A 23,565-nucleotide genomic window follows, 5' to 3' on the forward strand; every position below is an offset into this window, starting at 1 on the left:
CCTGCCCGCAGACCGTTCCGTCGGGCGGTGCTCGATCGGCAGGTGAGGTCCATGGCCAGCACGGCCGGCGCGTCCGGTGCCGGAACCCAGGATTACGACGTGATCGTCGTCGGCGCACGGTGTGCAGGTGCCCCGACCGCCATGCTTCTGGCCCGCCTCGGTCACCGGGTCCTCCTGGTCGACCGGGCGACGTTCCCCAGCGACACCATCTCCACCCATCTGATCCATCCGCCCGGGCTGGCCGCGCTCGAACGCTGGGGACTGCTGGACCGGGTGGTCGCGACGGGCTGCCCCGCAATCGACATCTACGCGTTCGACCTGGGCCCCTTCCTCATCGCAGGGTCCCCTGCCGGGGAGGGCTTCGACGTCTCCTACGCCCCGCGCCGCACGGTCCTGGACAAGATCCTCGTCGATGCTGCAGCGGGGTCGGGCGCCGAGGTGCGCGAGGGATTCACCGTCGAGGAGATCCTCTTCGACGGCGGGACGGTCACCGGAATCAAAGGGCACGGCAAGGACGGAAGAACCGCCACCGACCACGCGCGCATCGTCGTCGGCGCCGACGGACTCCACTCGACCGTCGCGAAGGCCACGGCCGCCACCAGCTACGCGGAGAAGCCGAAGATCAACGCGTACTACTACACGTACTGGGCCGGCCTGCCGATGTACGGGCAGTTCGAGGCGTTCGACCGCGAGGACCGCGCCTTCGCCGCTTGGCCCACCAACGACGACCTGACGATGGTCATCTCCGCTTGGCCCATGCGCGACTTCGAGGCCAACCGGGGCGACATCGAAGGCAATTACCACGCGACACTGGCCCGCGCCCCGGCCTTCGCCGAGCGGGTCTCGAAGGCCACTCAGGCCGAGCGGTTCGTCGGCATGGCCATCCCCAACTACTTCCGCAAGCCGTTCGGCCCCGGTTGGATCCTCGTCGGAGACGCCGGGTATCTGAAGGATCCCATCACCGCCCAGGGCATCCAGGACGCCTTCCGGGACGCGGAGCGGTGCACGCGGGCACTCGACGACGTGCTCGCCGGCCGCCGGCCCTTCGTCGAAGCCATGCGGTCCTGCCAGGAGGCGAGGGACTCCGAGGTCATGAGCATGTACGAGTTCACGGCCGAGTTCGCGACGCTGGAACCACCACCCCCCGGGATGCAGGAGCTGCTCCTCGCCACGTCCCGCAGCCGCTCGGGGCAGGACGAGTTCGCCCGAGTGACGGCCGGCGTGACGCGGCCGGAGGAGTTCTTCGGCCACATGCAGGAACGCATGCAGCACCAGACACCTCACGCTGCCTAGCGGGCAGCTTCTGCCGGTCCTGCCGCATGCCTTCCTGCCGGACGGGCTAGCAGATGGCGCGGGCCCGTCGCGCGGGTGATCGCCGCTTCCACGGCCGTGATGCGGTCGGCGAGCAGGCCGAGGGCGGCGACCGCCCGGCTCAGCGGGTCCTCGCCGGCGCCGCCGAGTGCCTGGGCCCGCAGGTAGGCGATGGTGACCTCCGACCAGCGGGCGGCCTGCGAGGCGGTGAGGGTTCCCCGCAGCTCCGCGAGCTTCAGGAGGTTGGCCTCGGCCTCGGTGGTGAGGGTCTGGGCCTCGGCGGTGTAGTGGTCGTCGATGACCGCGGCGAGTTCGGCGTCGTTCATGACGGGTGAGAGGCGGGCCGCGATCTTGTTCATGTTGCGGTACGAGCCCTGCAACCGGAAGGGCGGTTCGGTGCGGGCATCGTCGGACTGGGCGGCGGACGCGATGTAGGCCGCGTTGACGGCGAGGACGGTCGCGCGGGCGGTCAGCAGATGACGCAGGACGGCGAGGACCCGGTCGAGTTCGGCAGGGGCGTAGGGGTGGGTGAGCCGGTCGCGTCGTGCGGTGGGCTCGTCCACCGCCAGGCGGGTCAGGAGCTCCAGGTCGGCGCGGTCGCGGCCCGCGAGCGGTGCGAGGACGGGGTGGGAAGTGAGGGCGTTCTCGACGAAGCTCAGCGCGAAGGCGTCCTCCTTGCCGGTCAGCACGTCGCCGAGGTTCCACACGTCGGCCCGGTTGGCCAGCATGTCGGGCACGCGGAACCGCTGCCCGGACTCGGTGTAGGGGTTGCCGGCCATGCAGACGGCGAATCGCTTGCCGCGCAGGTCGTGGCCGCCCAGCGTCCGGGTGGCGTCGCAGAGCGGGATGAACTTCTGCAGGAACTCCGGCGACGTGTGCTGGATGTCGTCCAGGTACAGCAGGACGTTGTTGCCTGCCGCGAGCGCGAAGGCGATCTTCTCCAGCTCCCGGCGCGCTGCGGCGTCGGGCGCCTCAGCGGGGTCCAGCGATGTCGTGTCCTGGCCGAGGGCGGGACCGTCGACCTTGACGAGGAGCAAGCCGAGGCGGTCGGCGACGTACTCGATCAGCGTGGTCTTGCCGTAGCCGGGCGGGGACAGGAGCAGCAGCAGACCGTGGGAGTCGGTCCGCTTGGCGTCGCCGGCCGCGCCGAGTTGCTTGGCGAGGTTGTCACCGATCAGGGGGAGGTAGACCTCGTCGACGAGCCGGTTGCGGACGAAGGACGACATGACGCGGGGCCGGTACTCGTCCACGCGCAGGCGTGCGCGCTCGGCTGTGACGAGCTCCGCCCGGTGCTGCTGGTAGGTGCGGAAGGCGGGCACGTCCACATCGGCGAAGGCCCGCGTCCTGGCCAGGTACTCGTCCAGGCGCAGCTGCATCGAGCCCCGTGCCACGCGGGGGTGGGTGCCGAGGATTCCGGTGACGGTCGCCGTGGTCACGACGCCCACCTCGTAGTGGTCGAGATCCGGGTTGAGTTCGACGGCGACGGCCTCGGCGAGTACGCCCTCGTCGAGCTGCTCGCCGGAGGCCGATGCGTACGAGGTGAGCCACGCCTCGACGAGCTGTCGGCGCGCGGCCGGCTCCGTGAGAGCGGCGAGGGTGTCGTCGTAGGCGGAGTCGACGACGACGCGGCGGAACTTGTCCAGCAGTGTGAGTGCCTGGGCGGAGACGGCGAAGCCCGGCGGCCCGGAGGCCAGTTCCGCGATCAGATACGCGGCGGCGGTCGCGTCGCCGATCTCCTCGGCCAGCTCCCGCTGGAGTCCGTCCAAGGCCGCGGCCGAACCGAAGAGGTCACGGGCCTGGGTCAGTGAGACCGCACGCGCGGTCCACTGCTCGCGGGCCGCAACGGTGGTCGAGTGGCGCCAGAAGGTCTGGGCGGCCGCGCGCGCCTTCGCCGGGTGCCGGAGGAGTCCGGCACCCTCGTGGAGCCTGAGCACCGCCGCCAGGATCGCCGCCGCGTCGTGGTCGTGGACGCCGCGCTCGTAGCCCTCGTCGTAGGCGGCCTCGGCCGCCCGCCGGGCGAGTTCGGCGATGTCCGCGCCGGCCAGGCCGTCCGGGCCGTGTTCAGTGAGCAGGCGGGCTGCCAGGTGTTCGGCGCGGTAGACCTCTGGCGACTCGGACGGCAGTGTCCGGTTCCAGTACGGCCGGGTCGCGGCGAACTCCGGGTCGGTGACGGGGGCGCGGTAGTCGGTTCCGGTCAGCGCGAAGGCGAGGGTGTCCTCGTACGGTACGAGCGTGAGTTCCGGGGCCTGCCTGTTGACGGCGAAGCGGTGCCGGCCGAGCCGGATCGTGTCACCGCCGTCGGAGAACAGGTCGGTACGGTCCCGCAGGGCGCGTCCGGCCTCCTGGCGGGCGGCTGCCAGCCTGCCGTCCAGCTCCTCCGCCCGTACCCGGTCCCCGAGCTCCCGCAGTTCCACCGCGATGCGACGGACCTTCGCGACCATCGGGTCGGAGGCGAAGTACGTGTGCACCTCGTCGAGGTCGCCCAGGGTGGAGGCACGCCGGGCGATCGCCTCGAGCACCCGGCCGGCGGACTCCGCGAGACGCTCCGCGCGGCGGGCGCGGGTGTCCTGGAGGGACTGCCTGCGCGCCGTGAAGGCGTCGTAGATCTCCGTCCGCTTGTCGCCGATGTCGGCCAGGAAGCCGTCGTGCTCGGCGAAGCGGGACTCCAGGTTCTCCAGCTGCAGCAGCAGGCGGCCGAGCTGGTCGTCGCAGCGCTCCGGGGTGTCCGCCGCCGCCAGTGCGCCGGTGACGGCCTGGCCCAGCAGGGCGAGCTCGGCGGCGAACTCCGCCCTGCCCTCCTGGTCGAGGAGTTCGGCGCGCCGGGAGGCGAGGACGGCACGGGCGCGGTTGAGCGAGCTGAGGACGTCTCCGATCCGCTGCAGGATCGAGGTGCGTACGGTCGCGTCGCCGATGTCGAGGCCGGCGACGATCTCGCTGAGCGTCCGCAGTCCAAGGGTGTGCTCGTCGAGCCGGTCGCCGACGGGGCCCGCCTCGGCGACGGTGGTCAGATCCCCGGCCTGCGTGGCGAGTGTCTCCGCCTCCCTGTGGTGGCTGGTGAAGGCGTCCTCGCGCTGGAGGAACGCGACGGCCCGCTGCGCGGCCGAGGCGATGTCGGCCTCGACGTCAGCGGCGAGCGCGTCGATGCTCGCCGTGTCGGCGTACCGCATCTCCTTCAGGGTCACCAGGTGGCCTTGTGCCTGGCGCAGTTCGGTGATCCGCGCGATCCACTCCTCGGCCGTGGCGGGCGCCTCGCCCCGGATGCGCCGAACGAGCCGGGTGATCCGCTGGGTCGTCTCGGCCAGCGCGTCGGTCGCCTGCCGGGTCAGTGTGGTCACGGTCTCGAACTCGTCGAGGACCTGCGCGGCGGTGCGCCGCAGCTCGGCCAGCGGACCCTGCAGGTCGCCCGTCTCCGGATCGCCCAGCCAGTGGTGAACGTCGGTGGCGCGCTCGCACGCGGCGGCCAGCGACTCGTACACCGCGCCGGCGGGCGTCAGCTCGACGGCCTGCCGGGCGATGGCGAGGCAGTCGGAGATGCCCCGGACGAGATCCGCGTTGCCGATCCGGGCCAGCGGCCCGTCGCCCGGCGGTGTCACATGGGTGTCGGCCACGTACGGCGTCCGCCAGAACTGGGCCGGGTGCACGCGGCTCGGCTCCGCGTCCTCGGCGCGCAGCACGACCATCGTCCCGTCGTCGAGCAGCGCGTATCCGCGGCAGGAGACGGGGTTCGCGATCTCCTTGCGGATCAGGTTGTACGGGAGCAGCAGGCTGCGTCCGGACTCCTGGGCGTGGAAGACGAACAGGATGTCCTCGCCGTTGGGAGAACGGACCACCCGCTCGAACGTGGGCTCCCCCAGGTCCATGTCGAAGGTCTTCACCGTGCCGGAGGCGAGGCAGTAGCCCCCGGGGAAGACAATGCCCTCGTCCTCGGGCAGCCGCAGACACGCCTGTCCGATGCCGTCGAGGCGGACCACGGTCCCCGTCAGGGTGTTGAAGACGAGATACCGCCGGGTCTCCTCCTTGTACGGGCGGACCTGCACGACGATCAGCGCGCCCACCGTCGCGTACGCGACCTCCGCGTCGGCCAGGGACTGCAGAGGCTCGTCGACGGGCTCGCTGTGGACGCCTTCGTCGGTCTCGGTGTCGTTCTCCGTCTTCACCGTCAACGTCCCGCCGACCGTGGAGACGAAGAGGCGGCCGTCGAGCGAGATGTGCGGGTGCCGGCCCAGCACGTGGTCGTCGCGGGTCGTCTCCACCCAGTGGACGTCGTGGGAGGGAGGGAAGACGTGATCGCGCTCACCCTGCGCGTCGAGGAAACGCATCTCGCCCGACGGCCCGATCGACCAGCGCAGGACCCGGAGGTCGTCGGCCTGCTCCCCCGTCTGGAACACCGCGAGGAGGCGGCCTTCCAGGCGGCGCAGCCGCAGCAGGCGCGTACCCCGGAAGTAGCGGTACAGGCCGGTGAACTCCCGTACGAAGTCCGGGTCGTCCAGGAGACCCGGCACCGCGCCCTCGGGCAGCGGGTTCAGCTCGCGGTCGTACAGGTTGAAAACATCGGAGACCAAAGTCTTGGCCCGGTCCGCTGATGCCGTGTGGCGGCCGAGGAGCAGGACGTCCTCGCCGACGGCGACGATGTCTCGGGCCAGGCCGTTGCTCGCGGTACGGATGCGGTCGGTGCCCGCGAGGGTCAGCTCGCCCGAACCGAACTCCGTGATCCGCGCCTGGTTGAGGGCCTCGGCGCGCCGGGCCAGCTCACCGGCCTGCGCGACGAGGCGGTCGCGCAGCACCGCGTACGTGTCCTGGTCGATTCCCGCGCTCATCCCGTTCCGCTCCTTGTACCGTGGTGGATACGGGTCCGGTGCCGGTAACTCCCCCGTTTGCCGGCACCGGACCCGCTTTGACCGCTCCCCCGTGGGCGGTCAGCTCTTGACGGCGCCGTTCAGCGCCTCGGTGCCGGTCGGGGCCGCCATGTCCAGGACCCCGGACTTCATGACCTTCGCCAGCAGCGCGGACACGCTGAGGTTCTGCACGTCAGCGGTGGACAGTGAGCCGAGCACCTTGGTCAGGTCCTCGGTGAAGGACCCGTCTCCGCTCAACCACGGGCCGGCGAGCGCCTGCGCGGTGTGCGAGTTCTCCACGAAGCCGTCGACGGACTTGCCGAGCGCGATCGACTGGACCAGGCGGTCGAGGAAGACCGACTCGCCGCCGACGATGTTGATATCGGCGTTCTCCAGGCCGGTGGCGAGCACCGTGGCCTGCGCCTCTGCGACCTGGCGCTGCACTTCGAGCCCGGCGAGCCGAATGTCCTTCTCGGCCTCCAGACGCAGCCGGTACTCCTCGTGCGTACGGGACGCCTCGTCGAGCGCGGCCATGGCGGCCGCCTTCTCGGTCAGACCGGCCGCCTCGGCCTTGAGCTTCTCGCCGATCGCGGTCGCCTCCGCCAGGGCCTTCTCGCGGGTGCCGACGGCCTCGGCGCGCAGTCGGGCCTCGGTGGCCTCGGCCTCGGCGCGGCCGGCCTTCTCGATCGCGTCGGCCTCCTTCTCCCGCACCTGCACGGCCGCGAGCCCTTCGGCGGCGGCCTCGGCCTGGATGCCCTCGGCGAGGCGGATCTTGGCGCGAGCGTCCATGTCGGCTGCCTTGTTCCGGGCCTCGGCGAGGGTGAGTTCCTCGGCGGCGCGGTGGACGGCGGCCTGCTCGGCGGCCTCGGCGGCCTTGATGTCCTTGACCAGCTTCTCCTGCGCCTCGGCCTCGGCGGCGATGATCACGGCCTGCCGCTCACGCTCGGCCTCCTCGACGGCCCGCAGCCGCTTGATGGACTCCTCCTGCTCGGCGACCGTACGGTCCACGGCGACCCGTTCCCGGATCACCTCGGCGATGTCCCGGCGCTCCGCCTCGACCTCCTTCTCCGCGGAGATGCGGGTGAGCTCGGTCTCCCGGTCTCGGGCAATGACCTCCAGCATCCGGTCCTTCTCGATCCGCTCGTTCTCGACGGCGATGACCCGCTCGCGGTTCTTCTGCGCGACGGCTACCTCACGGGCCTGGTTCTCGCGCTGGATCCCGAGCTGCTCCTCCGTCTTGAGGAAAGCGCTCTGCGCCCGCAGCCGCTCCTCCTCCACCACGCGCGCGGTCTCGGCCTCCTCCCGTGCCCGTACGGTGTCGATCTCCCGCTTCTGCTTGATCTCGGCATCCGCCTGGCGCCGCTCCAGCTCCAGGATGGCCTCGCGAGCGTCGACGTTCTGCCGGGTGATCTCCTTCTGCTCGTGCTGGCGGAACTCGTTGGTGCGGACGTTCTCGACGGCTGTCAGCTCGGTGATCTTGCGGATGCCCTGGGCGTCGAGGATGTTGCCGGGGTCGAGCTGGGAGAGCGGGGTCTGCTCCAGGTAGTCGATGGCCGCGTCCTCAAGGCTGTAGCCGTTGAGGTCGATGCCGATGATCTCGATGATCCGGAACCGCAGCTCCTCGCGCTTGGTGTACAGATCGGTGAAGTCGAGCTGCTTGCCGACGGTCTTCAGCGCCTCGGAGAACTTGGCGTTGAACAGCTCCTGCAGCGTCTCCTTGTCGCTGGCCCGCTGGGTGCCGATGGCCTGGGCAACCTTGATGACGTCCTCGACCGTCTTGTTGACCCGCACGAAGAACGAGATCCGGATGTCGGCCCGGATGTTGTCCCGGCAGATCAGCCCGTCCCGGCCGGTCCGACTGATCTCGATCGTCTTGACCGAGATGTCCATGAGCTCCGCCTTGTGCAGCACAGGCAGAACCACCTGGCCGGTGAAGGTGACGTCGACCTTCCGCATCTTGGAGACGATCAGGGCCTTGCCCTGCTCCACCTTCCGGAACAGCCGGGTGACGGCGAAGAGCAGAGCGACGGCGATGAGCAGGACAACGGCGACGGACACGCCGATGCCCGGGGTGATGGCATCCATGAGAAACCCCGTGTCAGTGGAGGAAATAGGGAGCCGCAGGCTCAAGCGGCGGCGTTACGTGGGCGGGCGCCCTACCGGCTGCGCGCGCCCGGGACGAGCTATCGGCCTCGTCGTACCGGCACAGCAGAAGGGCACTGCCCAGAAGCTGTGGGTCGGTCCCGTTCGGGCGGACCTGACAGACCCACGACGTCCTGCCGCGACAGCGCAGGTTCGTCGGGGAACAGCTTCGACAGCGGCCGTACGAGCCGCCGCGTCACCTGCCAGGAGAGGAGCGGGGCCACCAGCAGCAGAGCCGTGGAGAGCAGGTGCGAAAGAACACCGGGCAAGCCGGCACGCGCCAGGAGCACTGCGCCGCCCACGCTCAGAAGCCAGCTGACCGCGATCGACAGGGTTACGGCCACGGAGACCGGCACTCCGTCGAGACGCAGGGCTTCGGCGTCCACGTCGGAGTCGAAGCCGTCGCACTCCGCCACACCGAACAGGACCAACAGCCAGAAGCCTGCGACGACGATCACAGCGGCGGTGAACAGCATCGTCGGGAAGCCGAATGCAGCGTTCAAGAGCTCGCGCATCGATCCCCCGTGATGTCTCGAAGTTTCCCGATCCAGGAAGCGACTCGGCGCCTGGACCTTCTTGCGAGACCATCCTGTCCCAGCAGAGACCGCGAGGGCATTGCCGTGAACCGGCAGTCTTTGACGCCTTCTTGATGCCAGAGACGCCCCCAAAGAGCGACATGCCACCCTTGGACCGCGCGCGTCAGGAACTCGTCAAAGGCGCGACAGGAATCCGGGAGGGGCCGTGACGGACCGAGACACCGCCGAGCAGTATCTGGAGGGGTACTCCGAGATGCTGTCGAGTGTGTGCGCGACACGCCGCAGACTCACACGCGACGAGCTGGATGCGCTGCGGTCCCGCGGGGAGCGGGCCGCGGAGGCCGGCATCGGGCTGCGGAGTCTTGTCCGGGCCCACCTCTCCGCTGCGGAGCGTGTGCACCCCGAGCTGCCGCATGCGGCAGCCGCCCATCTCCTGAGCGCTGTCGGGCAGGCCGTGGACGCCTTCGCCGAGGGCCACGACCGGGCGCAGCACCTGGCGATGCGCCAGGAGGAGGCAGCGCGACGCGAGTTCATCGACGATCTCCTCTACGGCCGCAGCGACCTCGGCAGGCTCGCCGAACGGGCGGAGCGTTTCGGGCTGCTCCTGTCCCATGCCCACGCGGTGGCCGTCGCGCAGGGCCGGGAGCCGTACGACGACGGCTACGCGGTCACCCGCGCCGTCGAGTCGTCGCTCGTCGCACGCTTCGGCAACCGCCGTATCCTGCTTACCACCAAAGACGGCCGACTCATCTGCGTCGCCCCGGCCGACGAGCCCGAGGTACTGGCCTACTTCGCGAAGCAGGCGTACGCCGCCACCGACGGGGGTCAGGTGGCCATCGGCCGGTCCCACCCCGGCGCCGGCGGCGTCGTCCACTCCTACGAAGAAGCCCTCAACGCCCTCGACCTCGCCGCACGCATGGACCTGAACGACCCGGTCCTGCACGCCGCCGACCTGCTCGTCTACCCCGTCCTGACGCGCGACCGGCAGGCCATGGCCGACCTCGTACGCACCGTGCTCGGCCCGCTCCAGCAAGCACGCGGCGGGGCCCGGCCGCTCCTGGACACCCTCACCGCGTACTTCGACACCGGCTGCGTCACCGCGCAGGCGGCCCGCCGCCTGAACCTCAGCGTGCGGGCCATGACGTACCGTCTCGACCGCATCCAACGCCTGACAGGCGCCGACCCCGGCGATCCCGTCCAGCGCTACGCCCTCCAGACCGCCGTCATCGGCGCCCGCCTCCTCGGGTGGCCCGACCAGGATCTGTGACCGCTCAACGCGTCGAGGCGGCACCGGACGGGCACACTGACGGTAGGACTTCCCGCAGCGGCAGGTGGAGGGGGTCACGATGAGTCACCCCGCAGATGACGAGCGCATCCTTGCCGATATCGAGCGAGGGCTCACACACGACGATCCCGCCCTCAGCACCATGATGGAGTCGCTGAACCAGCAGTTTCCCGGGCGCCAGGAGCGATCGGTGAAGGCCCGCCTCTCACGACGTGATCCACGACTCGTGACCGCTGTCGTCCTGGCCGCCATCGCCCTCCTGGGACTGATCCTCACGGCCGCCCTGAACTCGTCGCCCGGGCCTCCCGACGGTGAGATCACCCGGCCGGGGGCGCACTCCGCCGTGCTGACCACGTCCCGATGACAGGATTCAGCGACGCTTCCGCCGCGAGGCATGCGCCAGGTGGTCGTAGAGGACAACGAGGGCGACGGACAAAGCGGCAAGCCCGAGAGCTGTGTACCCGCATGCAGCGCGCACGCCGGTCGACGTGCCGGCCAGGCGCGGGACCTCTCCGGTCAGCACCACCCCGTACAGCGCCACACCCGCCCAGCCGAGCAAGGGCACAGGTCCCTCGGACCGCCGCAAGCTGCCGGGTCTCCAGCCTCGTAGAAGGGCGATGCTCGGCACGAGGACGAAGACGGCACCGGTGGCCAGGAGCGTCCAGCTCGCCCACGGGCTCACGCCGACTCACCCTGCGCGATGCCGTGCGCACATACGCGGTGCCGACGTATTTCGTGGATTCCCACGAGTGCCGTGGCCGCATTCAACGGAAACGCGAAGGTCTCCGCGACGATGGTCGTGCCCGTGGCCCGGCTGAGGCTCGCGGCCACCGCGGCACAGAGCAGAAGCGCCGGCATCGCGCGGCGCCATCGGGGCAGGTGGGTCAGCCGCCAGACCCGTACGGCGATGACGGTGTTGAACGTCAGGAAGGCGAGCGCCCACACGGCGAGCAGGACGAGGGTCAGAGACATGGTGGCTTCTTCCGGGCAGGCGGAGGACTGTGCCGACCAGACTTCCCGGCTCACCCGCAGGGGATCCTAACGGTCAGGGGAGCTCTGTGAAGGTCTCTACAGCCGCGGTCTTGCCGGTGACGACGATGATGTCGCCCTTCTCCACGATCGTGTCGGCGGTGGCGTACGTGAAGTCTTCGCCGGGGCGCTTGATGCCGACGACGGTGATGCCGTACCGGCTGCGGACCTGGGACTTCCCGAGCGGCCGGCCGGTCGCGACCTGGGGGGCGACGGTCTTGACGAGTGCGTAGTCGTCGTCGAACTCGATGAAGTCGAGCATCCGTCCGGTGACGAGGTGGGCGACCCGCTCGCCCATCTCGTGCTCGGGGAGGACGACATGGTGGACGCCGAGGCGTTCGAGGATCTTGCCGTGCTGGCGGCTGATCGCCTTGGCCCAGATGTTCGGGACGCCGGCTTCGAGGAGGTTCGAGCTGACCAGGATGCTGGACTCCACGTCGTTGCCGATACCGACGACGGCGCTGGTGAACTCATGGACACCGAGCTAGACCAGGGCGTCCGGGTCGGTGGAGTCGGCGACGACGGCGTGGGTGAGCAGGTCGCTGTACTTCTGGACGAGGCGGGCATCGGAGTCGATACCGAGGACGTCCCAGCCCCGGTGCATCAGCTCGTTGGCGAGGGAGAAGCCGAAGCGACCGAGCCCGATGACAGCGACACGCTGATCCGCGGAGACCTGTGGCTGCTCCGTCAGCCGCTGGCGCCGGCGCTTGCGCAGGTTGTGCAGGTAGTCAGCCAATGACGGGTCGCTCCTCGGGCAGTTCGTAGCGTCGTGTGCGTTCGCGCAGGGCGAGTGCGGAGACGAGAGTGATGGGGCCGATGCGGCCGATGAACATCAGGCCGATGAGGATGAGCTGTCCGAGGACGGGCAGGTCGGCAGTGATGCCGGTGGACAGGCCGACGGTGGCGAAGGCGGACACCGCCTCGAAGAGGACGGCGTCCAGAGGCTCCTCGCTCAGGGACAGCAGGGCGAGGGTGGCGGCCATGACCAGGCCCACGCCGAGGAGCGCCACGGTGAGCGCCTGGCGCAGCACGTGTGGGGCGAGACGGCGGCCGAGGACGACCGAGTTCGGCTCGCCACGTACCTCGGCCAGGATCGCGGCGGCCAGGACGGCGAAGGTGGTGACCTTGATGCCGCCGGCCGTTCCCGCGCTGCCGCCGCCGATGAACATCAGGACGCAGGTCATCAGGAGCGTGGAGGATTGCAGTGCACCGATGTCGAGGGAGTTGAACCCGGCGGTGCGGCTCATCGACGAGTAGAAGAAGCTGTTCAGAAGCCTGCCCCAGACGTCGTGCGCCCCGAGCGTGGCGGGGTTGGTCCACTCCAGCAGGCCGGTGAGCACCGTCCCGACGACCAGCAGGACCACGGTCGTGATGACGGTGAGTCTGGTGTGCAGAGTCCAGTTCCTCCGGCCGGTCGTACGCACCCGGTGGCGGTGGCGCAGCAGTTCCAGCATGACCGGGAAGCCGATGCCGCCGAGGATGACGGCGAGCGCGATCGGCAGCGTGACCCAAGGGTCCTGGGCATACCGCGTGAGGCTGTCGGCGTACAGACCGAACCCGGCGTTGTTGAAGGCCGACACCGAGTGGAAGTACCCCAGGTAGGCAGATTCGCCGAAGCCGTTGCCGTACCCGAAACGGAACCGCAGCGCGAGGAACGCGCCGACGGCGAGCTCCACCGCCAGCGTCGTGCCCGCCACACCGAGGAGGACCTTGCGTACGTCTCCGATGCCGAGGCTCTTCGTCTCCGCCTGCGCAGTCAGCTGCATCCGCAGCCGGAGCCGGCCCGAGACGAGGAGAGCGAGCAGTGACGCCATGGTCATGATGCCGAAGCCGCCGACCTGGATCAGCACGAGGATGACGCCCTCGCCGAAACCGCTCCAGTAGGTGCCGGTGTCGACGACCGCGAGGCCGGTGACGCACACGGCGGAGGTCGATGTGAACAGTGCGGTCAGCAAAACGGCGCCGCCACCGTCCTCCGTCGCGAGCGGCAGCATCAGCAGGACCGTGCCGATCACGACCACACTCGCGAACCCGAGCACCACCGTTCGGGCGGGATGGGTCGTGAAGAGAGCTCGTGCGCGCTGGGGCACGGTTACGACCACCGGCGCCGCCCCTTTCCCCTGCCGATATGGCGTCAAAAGGACGTCAATGGACCGCGCAACGATATCGCCCTCGCCCGCCGGGATCGGTGTCTGGCACGATGCCGTGCCCGTTTCGCCGTTCTACGATGCCGCGATGCGGTCGATCTACCGCAGCGCGGCCGCGCACGACCGTGTACGCGACTGGCGCGAGAGGCGCCTCGACGCATGGCAGGTGCCCCACACCCGCTCGTACGCGGGGCACCTGGTCCTGGACGAGGCGGTGGACCGGGTCGCCCCGGTCGTGTCGGAGGCGTTGGGCGCGCGGTAGCGGCATCAGGAACCCGTCAAGAACTTCCGGGATCCGGCAGTGAACCCTTGTGCGGTTCGGTGGCAACATCTGCTGACGGCGGGGCAGCGAATCAAGCCTGTTGACCGTTGCCGTCATCGGCAATGTCGCCCATGGCATGGACTCTCCGCCGTCGACCCCGCCGCCCACATTCGCGCCAGCGGAGACGAGTGCGCAGGTCGAGATCACCGGCTGGGACACGAGTCTGATGGGGGACGGTGTGAAACGTAGTTTCAAGGTGCAGGCGGGGCTTCAGTTGGCTCTGGCCACAGTGGCATTGCTGGCAGCCGCCTACAGCTCCGTCCCTCACCTTCCGCCCTTCGCCGGCGAGGGGATCCTCCTCGGCGTCGGCTTCGCGCTGCTCTTCCCGCTCCACGCCGCGACGATCTTCCGCAGCATCTCGCTCGAGTTCCGAGCCAGGGGCTTCGCGAGCAGCAAGTCGAACCAGTGGCGTGCCCTGAAAGCCCTGCCGGGCCGGGTGCACGCCCTGCTCGTGGCACTGGCCCTGTCAGGGGCCGTCCTGGTCACCGGAGCGTTCTCTGACGACTCCGGCCTCCAGGCGACCGACACCGTCCGGGGTCGCTACTACGCGGTCGACACCACCGATCCGCAGCGGCAGAGGATCGAGGTGACCAGAGGCCAGTACGAGGTGCTGAGCAAGCAGGGCCAGCGGACCATGTTCGCGATCTACGGCCTCATCGCGGCCGGCGGCGGCGCCATGACCCTCGTCTTCGCGAAGCTGGACGATTGGGCGGTCCGGCCGTGACACCGGATCCACGGCACGGCAAGCCGTATGACAGGACGCGGCTTCGCATACTGGCCGTCCTCATCGGGCTCGCCGGAGCGGCAGCCCTCGTCGCGGGCACAACGCTGTTCACGCGGCTCCCCCACGCCGTGGCCGAGGAGCGCGCGTTCCGGGGGGCGGGCGCGTGCCGTGGGACAGTCACAGGAGACTGCCTGCGGGCAGCCTGGTTCACCGTCGACACCGTTCGAGTGCACCGTGGCAAGAGCCCGGGGGGCTGGGTGGAAGTCTCCGGCTCCGACGAGGCCGCCGGGGAGGCGAGGCTGAGCGGTGTCAGCGCGTTCCTGGTTCAGGTAAGCCCGGGCGATCGGGTCGCCGGCACGATCTGGCGGGGCGAGATCATCGCGCTCTGGGCAGGCGAGTCCGGGCAGCGAACCGACGCGTATCCGGAAGGTACCGCGCAGGGCTTCGCCGGAGGAGGCATCATCCTCCTGCTGGGCGGAGTTTGGGGCGTTCACGCGTCGCAGTGGTACCTCCGGCACCATGAGGCCGCCGCACACCGCCGGAGGCCGCATCCGCTCGCCAGGAGCGGCTGGGCCGTGGCCGGCCTGAGCGGTTGGACGTTCCTGCTGTTGCTCGTCCTCGATGGGTGGGACCCGGCCATCGAGACGTTCATCGCCATATGGGCCCCGACCAGCCTGGCAGCCGTCGCGTTTCTGGTCCACGGTGGCGGGCGAGGCCGAGGGAGCCGGTGAGAGCCGTCCGCGCCCAACCACCACGGATCACGTACATAGGGGGAGACATGACGGCGCTGCCGCACCAGGGAAACCCGCATGCGCACGCCGCTGGACACATGGTGGTCTGCGGCGACGACGGGCTCGCCCGCCGACTGGCCGACGAACTGCGGGAGGTCTACCGGCAGCGGGTCGTCCTGGTCGTCTCCGAGGCAGGGGCCGAGGAGCACACGGCCGGACCAGCCGCGGAGACACCGGGCACAACAAGCGGCGGGACGATCCTCCCCGTACAGGTGACGACCGCCCCGGCCCCCACCCGGGAGGCACTGCTCCGGGTAGGAGTGGACCGTGCGGAGGCGCTGGCGCTGCTGTACGAGGACGACGAGACCAATCTGCGTGCCGCGCTCGCCGCCCGCCGCCTCAGCCCAGGGCTGCGCCTCGTCGTCCGCATGTACAACCGCAAGCTCGGACAGCACCTGGAGGAGCTGCTCGACCAGGCAGCGCTCGTGCACTCCCCCGGCATGGACCGGGCCGTCCTCGACGCCTCCACGACCGTCCTGTCCGATGCCGACACAGCAGCCCCCGCCCTCGCAGCCACCGCCGTCGCGGGCACGAGCAAGGTCGTCCAGGCCGACGGCGTCCTGCTGCGTGCCGCCGAGCGCACTCCTCCCGGGCGCGGCGAGGTGCGGGACCCCGGCCTGTGCACGCTGGCGCTGCTGTCGTCCACGACGGCCGACCCGGCAGGTGCCGAAGGCTCTGAGGCCAGCGGCCCTCAGGGTCCCGTCCTGCTGCCCGACGACCGGGCCGTCGCAGGCAGCACCGGTCGTGGCAGCGTGGTTCTGGAAACGGTCCAGTACGCCGGTCCCGCCCTGCCCCCACGACGCCTGGCACGCCGGGGGGCGCCTCTGCGCGAACTCTTCTCCAGCCGCCTGCGCTGGGCGCTCGCCGGCATCGTCGCGTCCGTACTCGCCCTGACACTGACCACCACCGCGCTCACCGACGCGGACCCGGTGCACGCTGCGTACATCACTCTGCTCGACCTGTTCTCCATCAACGACCCCGCCGTCGACGCACCGGTCACACACCAGGTCCTGCAGCTGCTGTCCGGTCTCGTCGGCCTCGCCCTGCTCCCGCTCCTGGTCGCGGCAGCACTGGAAGCGCTGGGCACGTTCCGCACCGCCGGCACGCTACGGCGACCGCCTCGCGGACTGTCCGGCCACGTCGTCCTGCTCGGCCTCGGCAAGATCGGCAGTCGGGTGCTGGCCCGACTCCGCGAACTGGACATCCCCGTCGTGTGCGTCGAGGAGGACCCCGACGCTCGCGGCATCCCTCTCGCCCGCGATCTGGGCGTACCCGTCGTCCTGGGAGACGTCACCGAGGAAGGCGTACTGGAGACAGCCAAGGTCCACCGGGCTCACTCCCTGCTCGCCCTCACCAGCTCCGACACCACCAACCTGGAAGCCGTCCTCTACGCACGTACCGTGAAGGCCGATCTGCGTGTGGCGCTGCGCCTGTACGACGACGAGTTCGCCACGGCCGTCTACCGCACCCTGCGCACCACCCACCCCGACGCCCTCACGCGCAGCCGCAGCGTCACCCACCTCGCGGCACCCGCGTTCGCCGGGGCCATGATGGGGCGCCAGATCCTCGGCGCGATCCCGGTCGAACGAAAGGTCCTCGTCTTCGCCGCCCTCCTCGTCGCCGGCCACCCTCAGCTCGAGGGCCGCACCGTCGCCGAATCCTTCCGTGCCGGCGCCTGGCGCGTCCTCGCCCTCGACACCGCCTCCCCCGGCTCACGCCGTCCCGACCTCGCCTCCACCCGACACGACGGTGAGCAGCCCCAGCTGCTGTGGGACCTCCACCCCGGCTACGTGCTACGTCCCGAGGACCGCGTGGTCATCGCCGCAACCCGCCGCGGCCTCGCCGAACTGCTGGGAAGACACCACGCGAGTGCCCGCGACGCGGAGACGCAATCCCCCGGCTGATCGGCAGGCGTGGGGACTTCGACCACGAGCTCCTGGATACGCAGCGGCGGTCAGGGTACGGAGCTGCGGTCTGGGTACGCGCCCTAGGGGGAGACTCGCGGCTTTCGATTGGCACCGTCGGCCATCGGAGGGAGTGACCTGACATGCGGGCCGAAGCAATTGGTAAACGGGTCGTCGTGGGCATCGACGGCTCCCCGGCCTCCTACGCGGCGCTGCGCTGGGCCGCACGCTACGCAAGGATGGTCGGAGCGGGCGTTGAGGCGGTGGCGGCGTACGACGTGGGCGGAGGGATCGGATGGTCGGCCCCCGCGGTGGACGCGGCCCTCGATGCCGAGGAGGCAAAGAGCAGGCTGAAGGCCGAGATCGGAGACGTCCTCGGCCCCCTCCATGACGTACCGGTGGAGGAGCACGTGGTGCGCGGGAACGCTGTCGAGGCGCTGATCACCGCATCCGAGGGCGCCGAGCTGTTGGTCGTCGGGAACCGAGGCAGAGGTGGCTTCGCCCGGCTGCTGCTCGGGTCCGTAAGCCAGCAGTGCGCCCTGCATGCCGCGTGTCCCGTCGTCATCCTCCGTGCGCCGGAGGACAGCCACGGCGCGGCTGTCGCGGGGTAGCCGCACGGCACAGACACGGACGTGAAGTGGCTGGTAGGCGGGGCCGCCAGCCAAGCCCGGCGGATGCCAGTGCTATGCCAGCTTGGCAGCACCGAAGGAGACGTCGAAGCGGTCGCACCAGATGGCGACACTGGTGAGACCGGACAGGTCGGCGCCCGCGGGGACGGCGTAGTTCTGGTCTCCCTTGTTGCCCTTCAGCTTGCCCAGGCTGACGTACTTCCCGTCGTCGAAGACGTGCCAGCCCGCCTTGCCCTCCTTGACCGGGGCGTCGGTCAGCCAGACGCGCAGGTCCGGGCCGTTGCTGGTGTCCAGGTTCTCCAGCCGCACCGTGTGCGAGCCGTCGGGCAGCCGGATGAGCTTCACCGTTCCGGTGGTCGTGTGCTCGTGGCTGATCAGGGAACCCTGAGCGACAGTCCGCGGCCCCTCCTCCGTCGGAGAGGGGGACGTGGACGTGGACGGGAGCACGGACGTCGTCGGCTCCGGCCCTGCCGCTGTCGGAGCCACACTCGGAAGCGCTTCCTCGACTGTCTCGTCCTGCCACAGCTTCCACGGCTGGAACCAGTAGAGCCCCACTCCCGCGAGGATGATCGCCACGATCAGCCCTCCTGCGAACAGCGGACCGCGCCGTCTGCCACCCCGACCCATGTTCATTTCCTTCCGCATCCGAGCTTGCCGCCCACATTGAACGATGCCGGACGCGCGGGCGGCTACTCCTCAGCAGGTGACAAGAGTCTTACCTTCATGCGTACGACCACGCCAGATCCCCGTGTGACGGTCCTCGCCCTCATCACGTGGTGAGGAGGCGGTCCAGAACCCCGTTGCCTTTACGTCGTAGACCTATCGTTGCCGCAGCCGTACCGACACCTTCCCTGCGCGCGGGCATGTCGGACAAGGCTGCTGCAGCGGTCCATCGGGATCCCAGGCGCCTCTCTGTCGGCGCTCAATCGTCTGACGTCTGACTCATGCCCGGCACCTGGGATGCCCTCGCGGCCTCGGCCTCGGCCTTCGCGTCGCTCACTACGGCGTCGACCTGCTTCGCGACCTCATCAGCAGCCGCGGCAGCGTCGAGCGAAAACGTGGAGCCTGGCTCGAGTTCCGGAGCTCCGCCTTCATCCGACGCGCCGTCGGCATCGCTGGTGGTTGCTTCCTGCGGTTGCGCGGCTGCGGGGAGCCCCATCGTCGACTGATCGCCGAATGCGTGGGTGACGGCGCGAACTGCCTCGGTCAGCTCTCCCGGGATCACCCAGAACGTGTTGTTGTCGCTCTTGGCCAGGTGCGGGAGTGTCTCGAGGTACTTGTAGGCCAGGACCTTCGGGTCTGCGTTGTTGCGATGAACGGCCTGGAAAACCCGCTCCACCGCCTTCGCTTCGCCGTCCGCCCGCAAGATCATGGCTTGCTGCGTGCCCTGCGCTTCCAGGATGTCCTTCTGCTTCGTTCCCTCCGCCGTAAGAATCTTGGCCTGCCGCTCCCCCTCGGCGTGCAGGATGGCCGCGCGCTTGTCACGCTCGGCCCGCATCTGCTTCTCCATCGCCTCTTTGATGGTGGCCGGCGGATCGATGGCCTTGATCTCGACGCGGTTGACCCGGATGCCCCACTTTCCGGTGGCGTCGTCGAGGACGGCGCGGAGTCGGGCATTGATCTCCTCACGTGAGGTGAGCGTCTCCTCCAGGTCCATGGAACCGATGACGTTCCGCAGCGTGGTAACGGTGAGCTGATCGATCGCCTGCAGATAGTCGGCGACCTCGTAGGCCGCCGCCCGCGGGTCGGTGATCTGGTAGTAGAGCACCGTGTCGATGTTCACCACGAGGTTGTCCTCGGTGATCACCGGCTTGGGGGCGGACGAATACACCTGCTCGCGCACATCGAGTTTGGTGTTGACACGATCTGCCACCGGCACGACGAAGTTCAGGCCGGGCTGCAGCGTCCGCCGATACCGGCCGAACCGCTCGATGTTGTAACGGCGCGCCTGCGGGACGATCCGCACCGTGGCAGCCACCAGGAAGACGACAACGATCGCCGCCACGAGAAACGGGATGACAACCGGATCCACAGTTCCTCCGTTGGGTGTGTTCCGCCGTTCACGGAAGGAGTTCGCGAGGGTAGACGACCGCTGTGGCGCCTTCGATCTCCATGACATCCACAAGCGCTCCCACTGGGATCACCAGGCTTTCGTCGAGAGCGCGAGCCGACCATTCCTCACCAGAGACCTTGATCAGGCCGCGTGTCGCGGTGACCTCCTGCATGACCTCGGCCCGCCTGCCGATCAGCGCGTCGCTGCCCTCACGTGCGAGGGGTGCCTGTGCCATCTGCCGCAGCGCGACAGGACGGACGATGAGGAGACCCGCCACCGCCGTCACTCCGAACGCCACGAGCTGGCCGAGAAGGCCGATGCCCACGCCGGCGGCCACAGCGGCTACCAGCGCAGCGCCCGCCAGCAGCCCGAAGACCAGCGTCAGGGTGAGAAACTCCGCGCCACCGAGCGCCGCGGCGGCAAGCAGCCATACGAACCACGGCATCGAATCAGCCTCCCTAAGGGGACCTATCCACCACCTACCCATCTGGCCGCCCGAGCAGACACACAGCCCCTTACTCGAGGGTGGACTGGGGGAGAGAGGCGTAGAAGACGCGGGCGTCCGTGTCTGTGTCGATCAGACTGATCAGAATCGGGTTGGGGCCGGACGGGGCGCCTGTCGCGGCGCGGAGGCGGTAGCGGTGGGTGGTCACCTCGTTCTTGGCCAGGGGGGTCCCGCCCTCATGGAACGCGTACGGGAGGGTGTCGTTGGCGATGCGCAGCGTGGCCGGACGCCAGGTTCCCGTCGCTTGGTCCCAGCGCTCCAGGATGTAGCCGGGGTGGGCCGAACCGCCGGGCGTGGACTCCATCTGGAAGGCGAGCAGGACGTGCCGGTAGGAGCGGGTGTTGCCGTTGCGGAGGGTGACGCTGAATTCCCGTGCCGGCCCGCCGGGCCTCAAGGTGAGCCGACTGCCAGGCGCGGTCGCACTCATCGCAAGGTAGGTCGGGACGGGCGGCCTGGTCGTGGCCGGCTTCGACGGCGGCGCCACAGTTCGCGACGCGGGGCGGGTGGTGGCGCTCACCGTCGGCATGGGGGTGGGGACGGGTGTGGGGCTTGCCAAGGGTGACCGGGGAGCGGCCGGGGCTGAGGTCAGGGCTGCCTGAGTCGGCGTCGCGGAGGCCGTCGCCTTGCCCTCTGCACCGGATCCGGGGCCGCAACCGGTGCAGGCAGCCGCCAGCAAAGTGGCACCCATCGTGCTGATGATGAGCGCACGGGTACGGCGCATGAGGTGTCCTTCGGTGGTGGTCGTCTCGTCGCCGGAAACGTAAACAGGGGAAGACACGGAGAAGCCGAGAGGGCGTAACGCTTTGCGGACGATGCTGGAGGTGGCGGCTTCACACCATCGGGGTTGTGCTCGCTTGCGAAGTCCCGGGCGACGAGGCCCCGTGGTCGGCGACGGCCTGACGGGGCAGGTGGGTGCCGAGCGTGAGGGCGCCGAGCCGGCCAGGGAGGGAGAGCCCGGAAGGTGCCGGCGGCCGCCCGGCGGGACACTAGTGGTGTGCGGGAAGGCACGGTGCACGTGCGGGCGCTGGGCCGGTTGCCTGTCTACCCATCGGGGGCGAACGGGCGAGACCCGACCGAGCCCCGGGCCCACTACCCACGGTTGGCTCGGCTGACCTCCCTCAAGGACCGCTACGACCCGAACAGCGTATTCCGGCTCAACGCCGGTATCCCGCCCAGTAGCTGGGCTTCGGGAAGGGAGCGACGATGAACACGGTTCTGGTGACCGGCGCGACGGGCAACGTCGGCCGGACGGTCGTGGCCGCGCTGCGTGCCCGAGGCGCGCCAGTACGGGCGTTGGTACGCGACGAGGCCAGAGCGCGTCGCATTCTCGGCTTCGAGGTGGACCTGGCCCTGGGCGACTTCGCCGACCCGGCGTCCCTGCGGCGCGCCCTGCAGGGCGCCGACGCGGTGTTCCTCACCTCCGCGGACGGCCCGGACAAGGTCGCACACGAGACCGCGGTCATCGACGCGGCATCCACCACCCTGGTCCGACGGATCGTCAAACTGTCCTCTCCGCACGTGGAGATCGGCTCGGACCTCGCCTTCTGGGACTGGCACGGCCGGATCGAGCGGCACCTGCGCACCTCGGGGATACACAGCGTGTGCCTGCGCGCCAGCTTCCTCATGTCGAACCTGCTGGCCGCCGCCGACACGGTCGCCTCGACCGGCCGGTTGATCGCCCCTGCGGGCGAGGCACGGATCGCGATGATCGCCCCCGAGGACATCGGCGCGACGGCCTCTGTCCTCCTCACCGAGGACGGCAACGACGACCGGACGTTCACTCTGACCGGCCCGACTGCAGTGAGCTACCACGACGTCGCCGCCGAACTGTCGGCGGCCACCAGCCACGAGGTCCAGTACGCCAGCGTGCCCGACGACGTCGCCCGGGCAGCCCTGGCCGCCTCGGGAGCCCCGGACTGGCTTGCGAGCAACATCGTGACCATGTTCCGAAAGCTCCGCGACGACGCGGGCCCGGAGATCACCGACACGGTTCACACACTGACCGGACGCCGCCCCCGCACCCTCGCTCAATGGATACACGACCACGCGGCCCGCTTCGTCACGCTGCAGCCGCACCCGACACAGACGTAATGCGAAGCCGTCGGCTCGACCGACCGAGTGAGCCGCCGTGGGTGAGCCAACCATGCGACAATCCCGGCGCGGATGCCTGCATCAGCCGATGAGGCGGCTGCCCTACGCATCCCGAGCGACGGCTACTGGCCGGATGCATTCGCCGACAGGAAACGCTCCAGGCCCATCCTGCGCATGACCTCCCTCACCTGGCCTTGAGCGTGCGTGAAAGTGAGCTCTACACCCTGCGCCCGTGCCGCACGGGCGGCGAGGAACAGCGGCAGTATCCCGTCCGCGTTCAAGCGTTCGACGCGGGAGAGATCGACCTCGAGCCACTTCGGTGCGCCACGCAGGGCTGATTGCAGCAGCCGAGTGGTGTGCTGCACCGAATCGGCGTCGAGATCCCCCTTCAGACGCACCACGACGGGCCCGTGGCCGGCGCGGAGCCCACGCAGCACGGCGCGCGAACCGCGCCTGAGGCGCTCGCGGGGCGAGAGCGGCGGTGGCATCGACGGCTCCAGGGCAGGCGACATTTGTTGCCGACCAGGCTTCCCGGCACACCTGGCTCGAAGGATACGCCCGGTTCCACCGGACCGCCCTCCGGCGAACAGGCGGTTCGCGGGGAGGGTTGGCATCGGCAACCCAGGAGATCGACAAGGGGAGCGCCGGACCGCTTCTCGATCGTCTCGCCCCGGGCGACGAGGTCACCATCACCCTGTGGCGCGACGACGCCGTCGCTGTGGCCCGCGACGGAACCGCCCAGGGGACAGCGGACACTCGCGAAGGCGAAGCGAAATTCGTCGCGGCCGTCGTCCTCATCCTGCTCTCCGCCGACGCGTTTCTCCTCCGCTCCGGAGGCTCCGCGCTCGTCCGCCCCCGCATCTGAGCCAGACACGGCGTCCCCGCCGTGCTCGTGCTCCGAGCGAAGTGGGCCTTCGGCTCCGCCCTGTGCACAGTGCCGGACCTCTTCTTCGCCGACCTGTCCGGCCTCGGGCCGTTCGCAGGGGTCCTCGCCTGGTGCGCCATGGTTCCGCTCGTCCGCTGGTACCTGCAATGGAAGGCTGAGCGCAAGCGGGCCGCCACTCACGCCCGCCGACGCTGATGAACGACGGCGAGCCCGTCCTGGACCCGTGCCTCTGCAACGCCTCGCTGGTTCGTTTCGGCGACCGAGCCGGATGCTCGTGCGTCGACGGCTCTGAGCCGTACATGCGTGTGGGGCAGGCGGGCTCGGTACGGCAGAGAGCCGAGCCCGCCGCCCTCTCTGTAGCCGCCACAGCGGCGC

General features: G+C 69.8%; 23 protein-coding genes and 1 pseudogene. 12 read left to right on the forward strand and 12 right to left on the reverse strand.

Features of this window, described 5'->3' with window-relative positions; translation table 11 throughout:
- Positions 1 to 51 precede the first annotated feature (51 nt).
- Entirely contained in the window at positions 52 to 1,293 is a 1,242-nt protein-coding gene (locus tag ACGFZF_RS08365; RefSeq protein WP_392582817.1) for an NAD(P)/FAD-dependent oxidoreductase, read from the forward strand.
- On the opposite strand, the gene ACGFZF_RS08370 is transcribed toward ACGFZF_RS08365, so the two are convergent.
- The 3 genes from ACGFZF_RS08370 to ACGFZF_RS08380 form a co-directional block, all read right to left on the reverse strand.
- Positions 1,290 to 6,128, reverse strand: coding sequence for a DNA repair ATPase (locus ACGFZF_RS08370; protein WP_392582816.1), 4,839 nt, complete (start codon positions 6,126 to 6,128; stop codon positions 1,290 to 1,292). The genes ACGFZF_RS08365 and ACGFZF_RS08370 overlap by 4 nt on opposite strands.
- Before the next feature lie 99 nt (positions 6,129 to 6,227).
- Positions 6,228 to 8,231, reverse strand: a complete 2,004-nt coding sequence (locus ACGFZF_RS08375) for a flotillin family protein (RefSeq protein WP_392582815.1) — start codon at positions 8,229 to 8,231, stop codon at positions 6,228 to 6,230.
- Positions 8,232 to 8,329: 98 nt separating this feature from the next.
- Complete coding sequence (locus ACGFZF_RS08380) at positions 8,330 to 8,803, reverse strand: hypothetical protein (RefSeq protein ID WP_392582814.1); 474 nt, start codon at positions 8,801 to 8,803, stop codon at positions 8,330 to 8,332.
- A 274-nt stretch (positions 8,804 to 9,077) separates the two neighbouring features.
- Between ACGFZF_RS08380 and ACGFZF_RS08385 the strand changes: the two genes are divergently transcribed.
- A complete protein-coding gene (locus ACGFZF_RS08385; protein ID WP_392583022.1) occupies positions 9,078 to 10,091 on the forward strand; it encodes a PucR family transcriptional regulator in 1,014 nt (337 codons plus the stop codon).
- 79 nt (positions 10,092 to 10,170) lie between these two features.
- Entirely contained in the window at positions 10,171 to 10,473 is a 303-nt protein-coding gene (locus tag ACGFZF_RS08390) for a DUF3040 domain-containing protein (RefSeq protein WP_392582813.1), read from the forward strand.
- A gap of 314 nt (positions 10,474 to 10,787) precedes the next feature.
- Here the strand turns inward: ACGFZF_RS08390 and ACGFZF_RS08395 are convergent, their stop codons facing one another.
- The 4 genes and pseudogenes from ACGFZF_RS08395 to ACGFZF_RS08410 all read right to left on the reverse strand — a co-directional run bounded on the left by ACGFZF_RS08395 (position 10,788) and on the right by ACGFZF_RS08410 (position 13,240).
- A complete protein-coding gene (locus tag ACGFZF_RS08395; RefSeq protein ID WP_392582812.1) occupies positions 10,788 to 11,081 on the reverse strand; it encodes a hypothetical protein in 294 nt (97 codons plus the stop codon).
- Between the two features lie 73 nt (positions 11,082 to 11,154).
- Positions 11,155 to 11,436, reverse strand: coding sequence for a TrkA C-terminal domain-containing protein (locus tag ACGFZF_RS08400; protein WP_393552948.1), 282 nt, complete (start codon positions 11,434 to 11,436; stop codon positions 11,155 to 11,157).
- 21 nt (positions 11,437 to 11,457) lie between these two features.
- Positions 11,458 to 11,874 (reverse strand): annotated as a pseudogene (locus tag ACGFZF_RS08405) (potassium channel family protein); the annotation flags it as partial.
- Positions 11,867 to 13,240 carry a TrkH family potassium uptake protein gene (locus ACGFZF_RS08410; RefSeq protein WP_392582810.1) on the reverse strand — a complete coding sequence of 458 codons (1,374 nt, stop codon included), beginning with the start codon at positions 13,238 to 13,240 and terminating at the stop codon, positions 11,867 to 11,869. The gene ACGFZF_RS08410 and the pseudogene ACGFZF_RS08405, both read right to left, overlap by 8 nt.
- Before the next feature lie 133 nt (positions 13,241 to 13,373).
- On the opposite strand from ACGFZF_RS08410, the gene ACGFZF_RS08415 reads away from it, so the two are divergent.
- The 5 genes from ACGFZF_RS08415 to ACGFZF_RS08435 all read left to right on the forward strand — a co-directional run bounded on the left by ACGFZF_RS08415 (position 13,374) and on the right by ACGFZF_RS08435 (position 17,637).
- Entirely contained in the window at positions 13,374 to 13,547 is a 174-nt protein-coding gene (locus ACGFZF_RS08415) for a hypothetical protein (protein WP_392582809.1), read from the forward strand.
- A gap of 238 nt (positions 13,548 to 13,785) precedes the next feature.
- Complete coding sequence (locus ACGFZF_RS08420; protein WP_392582808.1) at positions 13,786 to 14,331, forward strand: hypothetical protein; 546 nt, start codon at positions 13,786 to 13,788, stop codon at positions 14,329 to 14,331.
- Positions 14,328 to 15,062 (forward strand): hypothetical protein, encoded by a 735-nt coding sequence (locus ACGFZF_RS08425; RefSeq protein ID WP_392582807.1) that lies wholly within the window; start codon positions 14,328 to 14,330, stop codon positions 15,060 to 15,062. Before ACGFZF_RS08420 ends, ACGFZF_RS08425 begins: the two co-directional genes overlap by 4 nt.
- Before the next feature lie 98 nt (positions 15,063 to 15,160).
- Complete coding sequence (locus ACGFZF_RS08430) at positions 15,161 to 17,026, forward strand: potassium channel family protein (protein ID WP_392583021.1); 1,866 nt, start codon at positions 15,161 to 15,163, stop codon at positions 17,024 to 17,026.
- Between the two features lie 143 nt (positions 17,027 to 17,169).
- Entirely contained in the window at positions 17,170 to 17,637 is a 468-nt protein-coding gene (locus ACGFZF_RS08435; RefSeq protein ID WP_392582805.1) for a universal stress protein, read from the forward strand.
- 72 nt (positions 17,638 to 17,709) lie between these two features.
- Here the strand turns inward: ACGFZF_RS08435 and ACGFZF_RS08440 are convergent, their stop codons facing one another.
- From ACGFZF_RS08440 to ACGFZF_RS08455, 4 genes are all read right to left on the reverse strand, one after another.
- Entirely contained in the window at positions 17,710 to 18,282 is a 573-nt protein-coding gene (locus tag ACGFZF_RS08440; protein ID WP_392582804.1) for a DM13 domain-containing protein, read from the reverse strand.
- A 295-nt stretch (positions 18,283 to 18,577) separates the two neighbouring features.
- A complete protein-coding gene (locus tag ACGFZF_RS08445; RefSeq protein WP_392582803.1) occupies positions 18,578 to 19,687 on the reverse strand; it encodes an SPFH domain-containing protein in 1,110 nt (369 codons plus the stop codon).
- A 28-nt stretch (positions 19,688 to 19,715) separates the two neighbouring features.
- On the reverse strand, positions 19,716 to 20,153 hold the full coding sequence (locus ACGFZF_RS08450) for an NfeD family protein (RefSeq protein WP_392582802.1): 438 nt from the start codon (positions 20,151 to 20,153) through the stop codon (positions 19,716 to 19,718).
- Between the two features lie 70 nt (positions 20,154 to 20,223).
- Positions 20,224 to 20,640: a hypothetical protein gene (locus ACGFZF_RS08455; RefSeq protein ID WP_393552100.1), complete on the reverse strand. Its 417-nt coding sequence runs from the start codon at positions 20,638 to 20,640 to the stop codon at positions 20,224 to 20,226.
- A 588-nt stretch (positions 20,641 to 21,228) separates the two neighbouring features.
- Between ACGFZF_RS08455 and ACGFZF_RS08460 the strand changes: the two genes are divergently transcribed.
- Together ACGFZF_RS08460 and ACGFZF_RS08465 are read left to right on the forward strand one after the other, a co-directional pair.
- Complete coding sequence (locus ACGFZF_RS08460; protein WP_393552951.1) at positions 21,229 to 21,420, forward strand: BBE domain-containing protein; 192 nt, start codon at positions 21,229 to 21,231, stop codon at positions 21,418 to 21,420.
- Positions 21,417 to 22,304, forward strand: a complete 888-nt coding sequence (locus ACGFZF_RS08465; RefSeq protein ID WP_392582799.1) for an NAD(P)H-binding protein — start codon at positions 21,417 to 21,419, stop codon at positions 22,302 to 22,304. The genes ACGFZF_RS08460 and ACGFZF_RS08465 overlap by 4 nt, the downstream gene beginning before the upstream one ends.
- Before the next feature lie 122 nt (positions 22,305 to 22,426).
- Here ACGFZF_RS08465 and ACGFZF_RS08470 read toward each other — a convergent pair whose 3' ends face one another.
- Positions 22,427 to 22,705, reverse strand: a complete 279-nt coding sequence (locus tag ACGFZF_RS08470; protein ID WP_392582798.1) for an STAS domain-containing protein — start codon at positions 22,703 to 22,705, stop codon at positions 22,427 to 22,429.
- A gap of 206 nt (positions 22,706 to 22,911) precedes the next feature.
- On the opposite strand from ACGFZF_RS08470, the gene ACGFZF_RS08475 reads away from it, so the two are divergent.
- Entirely contained in the window at positions 22,912 to 23,169 is a 258-nt protein-coding gene (locus ACGFZF_RS08475; RefSeq protein WP_392582797.1) for a hypothetical protein, read from the forward strand.
- Between the two features lie 21 nt (positions 23,170 to 23,190).
- Positions 23,191 to 23,385, forward strand: coding sequence for a hypothetical protein (locus ACGFZF_RS08480; protein ID WP_392627061.1), 195 nt, complete (start codon positions 23,191 to 23,193; stop codon positions 23,383 to 23,385).
- Positions 23,386 to 23,565: the final 180 nt, after the last annotated feature.

This window comes from Streptomyces sp. NPDC048338 (assembly GCF_043201055.1).
GTDB lineage: Bacteria > Actinomycetota > Actinomycetes > Streptomycetales > Streptomycetaceae > Streptomyces.